The sequence below is a fragment of the Rhodococcoides fascians A25f genome, assembly GCF_000760935.2.
Taxonomy (GTDB): Bacteria; Actinomycetota; Actinomycetes; order Mycobacteriales; family Mycobacteriaceae; genus Rhodococcoides.
The window spans coordinates 3220542-3232915 of the sequence record NZ_CP049744.1 but is presented as its reverse complement, the minus strand read 5'-3'; the positions used below and the strand labels follow the sequence as shown (position 1 = coordinate 3232915).

The window sequence follows — 12374 nt, the reverse complement described above, 5'->3', positions numbered from 1 at the left end:
ATGGCATTACTGAACGACAGCTCGAGCGGAATGGACGATTTCGGGTACAAGGAATCGCTCGACCGCAGTCTCGGGAAATTCGCCAGCTTCGCCGCCGGCGTCAGCTACATCTCGATCCTCACCGGCACGTTCCAGCTGTTCTACTTCGGTTTCGGCACCGCCGGTCCGGCGTACCTGTGGTCATGGCCTGCAGTCTTCGTGGGCCAACTCTGCGTAGCACTGTGCTTCATGGAGTTGGCTGCGAAGTATCCGGTGGCGGGATCGGTGTACAACTGGGCGAAGCTGTTGGGCCGCAGGATCGTCGGTTGGTCGGCGGGCTGGTTGATGCTCACGGCATCGATCGTGACACTGGCCGCCGTTGCCCTCGCTCTGCAGCTGAATCTGCCACGGATCTGGAGCGGGTTCCAGATCATCGGTGACGGCTCGGGCGACACCGACTTCGCGGCCAACGCAGTGTTGCTCGGTGCGATTCTGATCGCCATCACCACCACGATCAACGCGCTCGGCGTTCGGCTGATGGCAATGATCAACAGTGCAGGTGTGTTCATCGAACTCATTGCGGCCGTCCTCATCGCTATCCTGCTCGCGGCCAACATCACTCGGGGGCCCGAGGTGTTCTTCTCCACCAACGGCTACGGTGCCGGCGAGAGCGGCGGTTACCTCGGTGCCTTCCTGGTCGCCTCGTTGGCGTCGGGTTACGTGATGTACGGATTCGACACCGCGAGCTCGCTCGGCGAGGAAACCGTCGAACCTCGGCGGACCGCGCCCAAAGCGATCTTGCGCGCCATCCTCGCCTCGTTCGTCATCGGCGGAGCCATCCTGGTGTTCGCGGTCATGGCCGCGCCGGACCTGAACGATCCTTCCCTCGGCAGCCCCGACGGCAGCCTGCAGTCCATCGTCGAATCGGTGATGTGGGGCCCGCTGGGCACCGTCTTCCTGATCTGCATCGTCATCGCGGTCTTCGTGTGCTCGTTGGCCGTGCACACCGCGGCCATCCGACTCACGTTCGCCATGGCGCGAGACAATGCGCTGCCCTTCGGTGAGAGCCTGGCCAGGGTGAATCCGAAGACTCAGACTCCGGTGGTACCCGCGGTGACCATCGGCGTGCTGGCCATCGTCATTCTCGTCGTCAACATCGGTCAGCCGCAGATCTTCACGGTCCTCACCTCGATCGCGATCATCATGATCTACCTCGCGTATCTGATGGTCACCGGGCCGTTGCTGGTCAAACGAGTGAAGGGTGAGTGGCCGCCGGCAGATCTGAAGCCCGGCGGGTACTTCACGATGGGCAGGTGGGGCCTGCCGGTCAACATCGCGGCAGTGGTGTGGGGCGCAGGAATGGCGATCAACCTCGCGTGGCCGCGCGAGGCCGTGTACGGAACCCCCTGGTACAACACGTTCGGTGCGTTCGTCTACATCGGCGGCATCCTGGGCGTCGGGCTGCTGTGGTACGCAATCAAGGGGCGCAAGCACATCGGCACTCTGAAATCACATGCCTCCACGGGCAACTAGAAGGAGCGTGCAGTGACAGACACCCAGTTCGATTACGTCGTCGCAGGTGGCGGGACGGCGGGGTGTGTCCTCGCTGCGCGGCTGAGCGAGGACCCCTCCGTCAGTGTCTGCCTCGTCGAAGCAGGTCCGACCGACGTCGGCGACAAGGCAATTCTCGAACTGGCGGAGTGGATGCATCTGCTCGACTCCGGCTACGACTGGGACTATCCCGTCGAACCGCAGGAGCGCGGCAACAGCTTCATGCGGCATGCGCGAGCAAAAGTGCTCGGTGGCTGCTCCTCGCACAACTCCTGCATCGCCTTTCACCCGCCTGCGGAGACCCTCGACGATTGGGCTGCGGCCGGCGCGACGGGCTGGGGCGCGTCGGACATCCTTCCTTTTGTTGCGCGCGTGGAGAACAACGACACCGGCCGCGGCCACGACGGGCCCGTGCGGATACGCGACGTGCCACCGAACGATCCGTGTGGTGCAGCGGTGCTCGAGTCGGCCGCCGGAATAGGCCTTCCCACAGTCGCATTCAACCGCGGTACGCCCGTACTCAACGGTGCGGGTTGGTTTCAGATCAATGCGGGTGAGGACGGCTCGCGGATGTCGACCTCGCATGCGTACCTGCACCCGATCATCGGATCGCGGCCCAACCTCGAGGTGCGCACCGACTGCTGGATCAGCGAGATTCTGATCGACGAGTCTCTGACCGCGACGGGTGTGCGGTACCAACGCCCCGATCTGACCGGTTACGACACCGTCTCGGCACGTCGCGAGGTGATCGTCACCGCCGGGGCCATCGACACTCCGAAGTTGTTGATGCTCTCCGGAATCGGACCGGCGGCACAGCTGCAGGAGATGGGAATCACCGTTCGGGTCGATTCACCCGGAGTGGGCGAGAACCTCGACGACCACGTCGAAGGACTGGTGTTCTGGGAGGCGAGCAAGCCGATGGTCACCACCTCCTCGCAGTGGTGGGAAATCGGGGTGTTCGCGCAGACCGACTCGTCGCTGAACTATCCCGACGTCATGATGCATTACGGCAGTGTTCCGTTCGACATGAACACCCTTCGCTGGGGCTATCCGACCACCGACAACGGCTTCTGTCTGACGCCCAACGTGACCCAGGGGCGCTCGCGTGGCACTGTTCGATTGCGCAGCAGAGACTTTCGTGATCGGGCCAAGGTGGATCCGCGCTACTTCACCGACCCGGACGGCCACGACGACGCGGTGATGCTTGCCGGTCTGAAGCTGGCCCGTTCTATTGCCGCAGACGGTCCACTGTCGGAATGGATCGAACGTGAACTCGCCCCCGGGCCCGAGGCCGTGACCGACGAGGACCTGCTCGACTACGTGCACAAGACGCACAACACGGTCTATCACCCGGCCGGAACTGCTCGGATGGGATCGGTGGACGACGCCATGGCCGTTCTCGATCCGGAGCTTCGCGTCAAGGGAATTTCGCGTCTTCGCGTCGTCGACGCGTCGGCGATGCCGAAGCTGCCCTACGTCAATCCCAACATCACGGTGATGACGATGGCGGAGAAGTGCGCCGACCTGATCCGTGGAGGATAGATCGGCGCTGGCCGACTTTCTCGGCAGGTATCCACCGTTCCAGGGCGCGCCGCCGGCTGTGCTGGCCGAGATGGCCGCAGCAGCCGTCGAACGCGAGTACGGCAGTGGTGCATGGGTTGTGGACCGCTCACCGATGGATGCCTCGGCCGATGCCGACACCGTGTGGGTGGTGCGTACCGGGCGTGTGGTGATCACGCACCCGGACGACACCTCGCGCACCGACGTTCCCATCGACACGGTAGGTCCCGGCGGGGTATTCGGATTCTCGGCGCTGCTCTCGGGTGGCACCGTCGAATTCTGTGCGCGCGCTACCGAACCGAGTGTCGTTCTGCAGTTGCCCGGTGCGCTGGTTCGGCCGTTGTTCGCAACGCCCACCGGTCTGGCGTTCCTGGCCGATGCCGTCAACTCCTCTTCTGCATACCGTGGGGGACCGGTGGAGGGCAGCGCCAACCGGACCGTCGGTGAATTGGTCTCTGCGCCTGCGGTGTTCACCTCCGCCGGTACCACTGTTCGAGATGCCGTCCGGCACATGACCGAGCAGGGCAGCTCGTATGTCCTTATTCCGCTGCGAGGGTCGCGCCACGGCATCTTCACCGACCGAGACCTCCGAGTTCGCGTGGTGGCCGCCGGGATCGGCGTCGATACTCCCATCGAGAAGGTGATGACGTCGCCCGCCGAGACCGTCACGGCGGACCGACTTGCCGGCACCGTCCTGATGGACATGCTCGAGCTGGGGCTGCGGCACATGCCCGTGCTGTCCGATCGGGGCGAGGTTCTCGGTGTCGTCGAGGATTCCGATCTGCATGCTGCGTCCACCCGGCGTAGCTTCGTGGTCCGCCGGGCAGTGACGTCCGCAGCGACCACCGCCGAACTCGCCGACGCAGGAAAGCTCGTCCCGCGCTTGGTGGTGGATCTGTTCCGAGGCGGCACCGACGCCATGGCGGTCAGCGCGATCCTGTCCGTCGTGGTCGACAGCCTCGTCCGCCGTGCCGTCGAGATCGAATGGTCGGCGCGGCCGGAAGTGCCGCGCGACCGGTTCGCCTGGATCACCCTCGGCAGTGTGGCGCGTCGGGAAGCCATGCCGTCCTCGGACGTCGACAGTGCATTGACCTGGTCCGACACCACCGCGGACCCCGGCACGCGGGGGACATCGAACGCGGTGCCGCGAACCCGCGACGAGGCGCTGATGGACTTGGCCGCCCGCGTGCACGTGAGCCTGGACGGTGCCGGACTGCCGTCGGACACCAACGGCGCGGTCGCGAGTTCGCCCCGATTCGCACGCTCGGCCGGGCAGTGGGAAAGGGCCGCAGCTCACTGGCTCAGCAACCCCTTCGGTGACCGTGGCAATCCGGCAGAAGACTCCGGCCTGATCATGTCCTCACTGATGATCGACGGAAGAGTGGTGTGGGGCCCGAGGACACTGCACACCGTGCCCGAGGCCTACCGCCGACTTCTGGTCGATCACCCCGATGCTCTGCGGTTGCAACTGCGCGATGCGCTCGCCGGTCGCGCGCGGCTGCGATCGCTCCGCGACGTGCTGGCTCGGCGCGGCGGCACGTTCGACCTCAAGGCTCACGCTCTGACACCCATCGTCAACCTCGCTCGCTGGGGCGGGCTCTCGGTCGGCATGGCCTCCGCCTCGACCCCGGCACGACTCGCGGCAGCGTCGGGCAACGGAATGCTCTCCGACGACGATGTATCGGTGCTCACCGAAGTGTTCGCCCTGCTTCAACGCTTACGGCTGGCGCATCAGATCGACCAGATCACCGCCGGCCACCGGCCTGGTGACGTGCTGGTCATGGCCGACCTGTCGCCCCTGGAGCGCAGTCTGCTCACCGACGGAGTCCGAGAGATCGCCGCGGTGCAACGCCGAGTCGGTTACCTGGCTGCCAATGTCGGCGTGCATCGCTGACCGCCAACCACCAGACTGTGTGCCGTGACCACCAATCCCGTGAGCGTTCCTACCCCGTCCACCGTCGAGCACTGTCGGTTGGCGGAATCACCCGGCGTCAGCGGCCCGTGGCGTCAGTGGGGGCCGTACCTGGCAGGACGGCAGTGGGGCACGGTGCGCGAGGACTACTCGGAGGACGGAAACGCCTGGTCGTCGTTCCCGTTCGATCAGGCGCACAAGCGGGCCTACCGCTGGGGTGAGGACGGCATCGGCGGAATCTGCGATCGCTTCGGGTTCCTCAATTTTTCGTTCGCGCTGTGGAATCGCAAGGACCCGATCCTCAAGGAACGGTTGTTCGGTCTGGCCAACGAGGAGGGCAATCACGGCGAGGACGTCAAAGAGTACTTCTGGGCGGTCGACGGAACACCGACGCACAGCTGGATGCAGTGGCTCTACCGCTATCCGCACGCGGAATATCCCTATGCCCAACTGAGGGAAGAGAATGCCCGACGCGGCCGTGACGACCGCGAGTACGAGTTGGCCGACACCGGCATTCTCGACGAGAACAGATTCTTCGACGTCCAGGTCACGTATGCGAAGGCCTCACCCGACGACATCTGCATCACCATTTCCATCACCAACAACGGCCCCGAGTCGGCGTCGGTCGATCTCCTGCCGCACCTGTGGTTGCGCAACACGTGGTCCTGGGGACGCGACGACCGCGGCGGTGTCCTGGATCGGCTGACCCCACCGGACCTGCTGGCCGGCGGCCTCGAGGCCATCGCCGTCGACCACGGGTTTCTGGGGCGGTATTACCTCAGCGCCGAGGGCACGCCTGCAGTTCTGTTCTGCGACAACGAAACCAACGCCGAGGCGCTGTGGGGCCAGGAGAACCTGTCGGCCTATCCCAAGGATGGGATCGGACGGCGAGTCGTCGACGGCGACGTCGATGCCGTCAACCCCGAGCAGACCGGAACGAAGGCTGCATTCTGGTATCGGTTCGACGACATCGCTCCCGGTGCAACGGAATCGGTGAAACTGCGCCTGTCGCCCAACCGGCCGGACGAGCAGACGTTCGGGACCGGATTCGACGCGGTCAACATCGATCGCCGAGTGGAGGCGGACGAGTTCTACGGCGCAGTGATCGGTGCCGAGCTCACCGACACCGATCGGCACGTGGCCCGGCGCGCCTACGCCGGACTGCTGTGGACGAAGCAGCTCTACCGGTACGACGTCGAAGAGTGGATCGAAGGCGACAAGGTGGGGGCACCGGCCCCGGGATCGAGGCAGGACCCGGGCGGTCGTAATGCGCACTGGCGGCATCTCGCGTTGGCCGATGTGATTTCGATGCCCGACGAGTGGGAGTACCCCTGGTTCGCGGCCTGGGACTTGGCCTTTCATGCGATTCCGCTGGCGCACGTGGACGCCGATTTCGCCAAGGAACAGTTGGTTCTGATGTGCCGAGAATGGGCCATGCACCCCAACGGTCAACTGCCCGCGTACGAATGGGAGTTCGGCGACGTCAATCCACCCGTGCATGCGTGGGCTGCGTGGCACGTCTACCGCATCGACGGTTACCGCGACCGCGAATTTCTGGTTCGGGTGTTCACCAAGCTGCTGCTCAACTTCGCCTGGTGGGTCAACCGCAAGGACTCCGAGGGGTCGAACATCTTCGAGGGTGGATTCCTCGGAATGGACAACATCGGATTGTTCAACCGATCCGCACCGCTGCCCCCGGGGTTCCGACTCGAGCAGTCCGACGCGACGAGTTGGATGGCGTTCTACTGCCAGCAGATGTTCAAGATCGCCTTGGAGCTCGCGCGGCACGACAGCGCCTGGGACGACGTCGCAACCAAGTTCTTCTCGCACTTCCTCTCGATTGCGAAAGCGGTCAATTCGTTCGGTTCGCAGCATATTTCGTTGTGGCACGAGGAGGACGGGTTCTTCTACGACGTCCTCGTCCAGCCCGAGGGCGACGCGGTGCCGATGCGCGTCCGGTCCATGGTCGGGCTGCTGCCCATCCTCGGTGCCACCGAGATTCCGCCGTGGGTCGAGGAAGAATGCCCCGATCTGACCGCCCGCCTTCGGTGGATCCAGCGTCGGCGACCCGAGATGGTCAGTCCGCTGCTGGCGCGGCGTGAGGGCGGTGAGGTGCGAATGTTGCTCACGCTCGTCCAGCCCGAGCGGCTGAAGCGCATACTCGCGCGCATGTTCGATTCCGAAGAGTTTCTGTCGCAGTTCGGAATTCGATCGCTCTCGGCCTCGTACCGCGAACCGGTCACGTTCGACGTCGACGGCCGCAGCCTGTCCATCGAGTACGAACCGGGGGAGTCTCGCACCGGAATGTTCGGCGGCAATTCCAATTGGCGGGGTCCGGTGTGGTTCCCCGTCAACGTGCTGCTGGCCGACAAGTTGCGCGCCTACGGCCGGTATTACGGCGACTCGTTCACCATCGAGATCCCCACCGGCTCGGGCAACCATCGCACCCTCACCGACGCGGCGGATCTGATCGACAACGGTCTCGCCGGCCTGTTCCGGCCGGTGGACGGCAAGAGGCCTGCCGACGGCAATCGCATCGAGTCCAGTGCCGACCCGCTGTGGAGCGAGCACCCCAGCTTCAACGAGTACTTCGACGGGGACACCGGCGAGGGACTCGGTGCCACCCACCAAACGGGGTGGACTGCGCTGGTTGCGCACCTGCTCAGGCCGCGTCTGCCGCTGTGAGGGCCTGCGGCCCATGTGCACGGAAACTCGTAGCCCACTACGAAGTTCCGCGCACATGCGGCGCAGCCGCATAGTCTGGCGGGATGAAGATTCGCGGCGCAGTACTCGAAGAAATCGGCCGATCTCGTCCCTTCGCGGACTCGCATCCCATCACGATCTCCGATCTCGAGCTCGGCTCGCCGGGTGACGGTGAACTGCTGATCAGAATCGAAGCCGCGGGGCTGTGTCACTCGGACCTGTCGGTGGTCGACGGCAATCGCGTTCGTCCGGTCCCGATGCTGCTCGGCCACGAGGCCGCGGGCCGCGTCGAGGAAGTGGGCGCGGGCGTCGACGACATCGCAGTCGGGACCCGTGTGGTGATGACCTTCCTGCCGCGCTGTGGTGACTGCGCCGGGTGCGCCACCGACGGCCAGATGCCATGCATCACCGGCAGTGCGTCGAACAATGCCGGGACATTGCTCGGCGGCGGCATCAAATTGCACCGTGACGGGGAAGAGGTCAAGCATCACCTCGGAGTCTCCGGATTCGCCACCCACGCCGTGGTGAGTCGAAAGTCCGTGGTTCCGGTCGAGGAAGACATCCCGGCCGATATCGCCGCAGTCCTCGGTTGTGCGGTGCTGACGGGCGGCGGCGCGGTGCTCAACGCCGGAACTCCGAAGCCCGGGCAGTCGGTGATGGTGGTCGGCCTCGGCGGAGTCGGCATGGCAGCCGTTCTGACGGCCGTATCGGTGGGTGCCGGTGAGGTGATCGGTGTCGACGGCGTCCCGGACAAGCTGTCCACCGCGACCGATCTCGGTGCGACACAGGTCTACTCACCCGCCGAGCTTGCAGAGAAGGGCATCAAGGCCGACATCGTGATCGAGGCCGCAGGCAATGCCCGCGCCTTCGAGACTGCGGTCGCAGCAACCGCTCCCGGGGGAAAGACCATCACCGTCGGACTTCCCGCACCCGACGCACGGTCGTCCATCTCGCCCTTGGGCCTGGTGGCGGAAGCGCGCACGATCATCGGCAGCTACCTGGGCTCGGCCGTCCCGGCGCGCGATATCCCCACGTACGCCCAGATGTGGCGCGAGGGTCGGCTTCCCGTCGAGAAGCTGATCTCCTCGCGTATCACGTTGGACGAGATCAACCGCGGCATGGACGAATTGGCCGACGGAAATGCGATCCGTCAGGTCATCGTCTTCGACTGAGCATCAGCTCTGCGAGGCTGTGGCCACCCAACGGCCACGTTGCTTCGAGATCTCGATGGGATGATCGAAACAGACACTGATGTTCTCGGTGGTCAGCACAGTGTCGACAGACCCTTGCGCCTGTACTTTTCCGTTGCGGACCAAGAGCGCGTGCGTGGTCGAGACCGGAATTTCCTCGAGGTGGTGCGTCACCAGGATGCTCGCCAGGTTCGGGTGTTCGGCCCGCAGCGAATCGAGCGCACTCAGGAGTTGTTCGCGGGCAGCGAGATCGAGTCCGGTGGCGGGTTCGTCGAGCAGCAACACGGCAGGGTCGGGGAGCAGGGCTCGCGCAATGAGCGCTCGGCCACGTTCTCCCTGCGAGAGCGTGTGCCATGACGCCTCGGTGCGATGGGCGACACCGAGGGACTCGATCAGCCGGTGAGCGCGGGCGATCTCGTTCTCGGTGGCCGACCACCTCGGGATCAGGTCGGGAGTGTTGGTCAGCCCGGTCAGCACCACCTGGAACAGCGTCAGCGGAGCGTCGATCCTCAGCCGTGGATCGACGTGGCCGATGTGCGTGCGCAATTCCCGCATGTCCACCCGGCCGAGGCGATGACCCAGAACGTGCACGGCACCGTGGGTGGGATGGACGATGGCACCCAGCAAGCTGAGCAGGGTGCTCTTGCCGGCACCGTTGGCACCGAGCAACACCCAGTGCTCGCCCTCGTCGACCCTCATCGTTGCATCGCTGAGCAGGTATCGGCCCCCGCGGACCAGATCGACTCGGTCGGCGAACAGAACAGTGGACGTCACCGGACGACCGTAGCTGCCGGTGTGGACCACAGGGAAAGTAGGCTCTGAGGTCGGTAGGGCCTCGAGACGACGAAGAAACGAGTGTGGGTACGACGTGAGTGCAACAGCACCTGTTCGAGTAGGGGTACTGGGATCGCGAGGCAAGGTTGGGCAGGCTATTTGCGCAGCCGTCGAGGCAGCCGACGACCTCGAGCTCGTGGCAACCGTCGACCAAGGTGATCCGCTGGCGAACCTGGTCGACAGCAGTGCCCAGGTGGTCGTGGATTTCACCCACCCCGATGTGGTGATGGACAACCTGCAGTTCCTGATCGAGCACGGCATCCACGCCGTTGTCGGTACCACCGGTTTCGACGAGCCGCGGCTCGAACAAGTCCGTGAATGGCTGGCCGGATCCCCGGAGACGGGAGTGCTGATCGCCCCCAACTTCGCCATCGGAGCGGTGCTGTCGATGCGCTTCGCTCAGCAGGCCGCTCGGTTCTTCGATTCCGTCGAGGTGATCGAACTGCATCACCCCAACAAGGCCGACGCCCCGTCGGGCACGGCGTACCGCACTGCTGCGCTGATCGCCGAAGCACGCGCCGCCGCAGGCACCGCGCCCAGCCCCGATGCGACGACGACCGAACTGGACGGCGCACGCGGTGCAGACGTCGACGGAGTGCGTGTGCATTCCATCAGACTCGCGGGACTCGTTGCGCATCAAGAGGTTCTGCTGGGGACACAGGGCGAGACGCTGAGCATCCGACACGACTCGCTGGACCGAACGTCGTTCGCTCCGGGCGTGCTCCTCGGAGTGCGAGAGATCGCAGCCCGACCCGGGCTGACCGTCGGTCTCGACCCGCTACTGGATCTGTGAGCTGATCGACTGTGAACAAAGCGACCAAGGTTGTCGCCATCATCGCGGTGATGGTGCTGATCCTCGGCTTCTACTTCTTTCTGCTCGGCCAGCGCGGAGTGACGCTGATCCAGAACGGCGGGGTGGCCAGTATCGCACTGGGGATCGGGGTCATCCTGCTGCCGATCGTCGGGTTGTGGATCGTGTGGGCGACGCTCAAAGCGGGCTTCGACCATCAGCGGCTGGCATCACGTATGCGGGAGGAGGGCCTCGAACTCGACGTCGACGACCTCCCTCGGATGCCGTCGGGACGAATCGAACGCGATGCCGCCGACGAGCTGTTCCAGCAGATCAAGGCCGAGTGGGAAAAGGATCCCGACAACTGGCGAAGCTCGTACCGGCTTGCGCGGGCATACGACTATGCGGGCGATCGTGGGCGAGCTCGCGAGACCATGAAACGCGCGGTGGCACTGGAACGCGCAGAGAGCTGACGGTCGATGCCGCGCACTCTGCTGGTCGTTCATCACACCCCGAGCCCGCTCACTCGCGAGTTGCTCGAGGCCGTTCTCGCCGGTGCGCGTGATCCCGAGATCACCGGGGTGGACGTGCGTAGTGTGCCTGCTCTCGGCGCGACAGTCCCGGACGTGCTCGATGCCGACGGTTTCCTCTTCGGAACACCGGCGAACTTCGGCTACATGAGCGGGGCGCTCAAGCACTTCTTCGACACCGTCTACTACCCGTGCCTGGACGCCGTCGCCGGAAAGCCCTATGGGGCATGGATTCACGGCAACAACGACACCGTGGGTGCTGCACGCGGTGTCGAGACCATCGCGTCGGGCTGGGGATTGGAGAAGGTGTTCGGCACCTTGCACCTCGCCGACGGGGGAAAGGCGGCGCGCGAGCGCTGCTACGAACTGGGCGGCACGGTCTCGGCCGTACTGTCCGACTGAGGGTTACTGATCCGATCATGGATTTCGACCGATACGGCCGATTTCTACCCACGGCGTACCAGGGAGCGTCCACCGGCGGTCCCGAGTCGACTACTGGACGTGGCGCGACACGTCTGTTCATGTGGCGCGCGCGGTCAGGCCCGAATCGAAGGTCCGAGTGCTGGCTCTGCACGGAGCGGGCGGCTACTCGGGTCTGTTGTGGCCGTACGCCGCGATTGCAGCCGGTGAGGGATTCGAAGTGATGTGTCCTGACCTGCCCTTGTACGGAGACACTGTCGTCCCTGATCCAGCGTCGGTGCGCTACGGAGACTGGCTCGATCTTCTCTGCGACCTCGTCGTCGCGGAGAAGTCGATCGACGACCGCCCGTTGATCCTGTTCGGTGCCAGCATGGGCGGCATGCTCGCCTACGAGGTTGCACATCGAACGGGGTTGGTGGACAAAGTGATCGCCACATGTCTGCTCGACCCCGCCGATCCGGTCGCCCGTCGGGCTGCCGCCCGCTTCGACATCCTCGGCGGACCCGCACCCCAGCTGCTGCGGGCGGTGTCATCGGTGGCGGGTCGGGTTCGTGTTCCCGTCAGGTGGATGGCAGACATGGCGAACATGAGTCTGAACTCCGAACTGTCGAATCTGTGCGCTGGAGACCCCAAGGGTGGAGGGGTCGCGGTTCCCGTCGGCTTTCTCGCCGACTTCTTCGGTTACGCGCACACCCGGCCCGAAGAGTACGACGGCCCATCGGTCCTGCTGACCCATCCCGCCGAGGATCGATGGACGCCGCCGCAGGTCAGTATCCGATTCCTACAACGCATCCGGGCAGACACCGAGATCGTGATGCTCGACGGGTGCGGTCATCTGCCCGTGGAGGAACCCGGGTTGACGCAGCTGGCAGATGCGCTGAGGTCTGTTCTGAAGAACTACTGAC

General features: G+C 65.0%; 10 protein-coding genes. 9 read left to right on the top strand and 1 reads right to left on the bottom strand.

The genetic code is table 11. From position 1 onward, the window contains the following. The 5 genes from BH93_RS15175 to BH93_RS15155 all read left to right on the top strand — a co-directional run bounded on the left by BH93_RS15175 (position 1) and on the right by BH93_RS15155 (position 8877). Positions 1–1512, top strand: coding sequence for an APC family permease (locus BH93_RS15175; protein ID WP_032377115.1), 1512 nt, complete (start codon positions 1–3; stop codon positions 1510–1512). A 12-nt stretch (positions 1513–1524) separates the two neighbouring features. After that, on the top strand, positions 1525–3072 hold the full coding sequence (locus BH93_RS15170) for a GMC family oxidoreductase (protein ID WP_037173955.1): 1548 nt from the start codon (positions 1525–1527) through the stop codon (positions 3070–3072). Between the two features lie 70 nt (positions 3073–3142). Next, positions 3143–4984, top strand: a complete 1842-nt coding sequence (locus BH93_RS15165) for a putative nucleotidyltransferase substrate binding domain-containing protein (protein WP_080739065.1) — start codon at positions 3143–3145, stop codon at positions 4982–4984. 24 nt (positions 4985–5008) lie between these two features. Further along, complete coding sequence (locus BH93_RS15160) at positions 5009–7687, top strand: MGH1-like glycoside hydrolase domain-containing protein (RefSeq protein ID WP_242458986.1); 2679 nt, start codon at positions 5009–5011, stop codon at positions 7685–7687. Positions 7688–7770: 83 nt separating this feature from the next. Continuing rightward, positions 7771–8877, top strand: a complete 1107-nt coding sequence (locus tag BH93_RS15155; protein ID WP_037173951.1) for an alcohol dehydrogenase catalytic domain-containing protein — start codon at positions 7771–7773, stop codon at positions 8875–8877. Positions 8878–8880: 3 nt separating this feature from the next. Here BH93_RS15155 and BH93_RS15150 read toward each other — a convergent pair whose 3' ends face one another. Then, a complete protein-coding gene (locus BH93_RS15150; RefSeq protein ID WP_037174376.1) occupies positions 8881–9669 on the bottom strand; it encodes an ABC transporter ATP-binding protein in 789 nt (262 codons plus the stop codon). A gap of 94 nt (positions 9670–9763) precedes the next feature. On the opposite strand from BH93_RS15150, the gene dapB reads away from it, so the two are divergent. The 4 genes from dapB (at position 9764) to BH93_RS15130 (ending at position 12373) form a co-directional block, all read left to right on the top strand. Then, positions 9764–10522, top strand: a complete 759-nt coding sequence (gene dapB / locus BH93_RS15145; protein WP_032377119.1) for a 4-hydroxy-tetrahydrodipicolinate reductase — start codon at positions 9764–9766, stop codon at positions 10520–10522. A 50-nt stretch (positions 10523–10572) separates the two neighbouring features. Then, positions 10573–10992 (top strand): hypothetical protein, encoded by a 420-nt coding sequence (locus tag BH93_RS15140; RefSeq protein WP_052058497.1) that lies wholly within the window; start codon positions 10573–10575, stop codon positions 10990–10992. A 6-nt stretch (positions 10993–10998) separates the two neighbouring features. After that, positions 10999–11451, top strand: a complete 453-nt coding sequence (locus tag BH93_RS15135; RefSeq protein WP_037173950.1) for a flavodoxin family protein — start codon at positions 10999–11001, stop codon at positions 11449–11451. Positions 11452–11608: 157 nt separating this feature from the next. Continuing rightward, complete coding sequence (locus BH93_RS15130) at positions 11609–12373, top strand: alpha/beta hydrolase (RefSeq protein WP_347402315.1); 765 nt, start codon at positions 11609–11611, stop codon at positions 12371–12373. The last annotated feature ends 1 nt before the right edge of the window (position 12374 follow it).

Coding starts and splice junctions, on each gene's coding strand:
- BH93_RS15175 (WP_032377115.1), top strand. CDS start 1: ATGGCATTACTGAACGACAGCTCGAGCGGAATGGACGATTTCGGGTAC.
- BH93_RS15165 (WP_080739065.1), top strand. CDS start 3,143: ATGGCCGCAGCAGCCGTCGAACGCGAGTACGGCAGTGGTGCATGGGTT.
- BH93_RS15155 (WP_037173951.1), top strand. CDS start 7,771: ATGAAGATTCGCGGCGCAGTACTCGAAGAAATCGGCCGATCTCGTCCC.
- BH93_RS15140 (WP_052058497.1), top strand. CDS start 10,573: ATGGTGCTGATCCTCGGCTTCTACTTCTTTCTGCTCGGCCAGCGCGGA.
- BH93_RS15135 (WP_037173950.1), top strand. CDS start 10,999: ATGCCGCGCACTCTGCTGGTCGTTCATCACACCCCGAGCCCGCTCACT.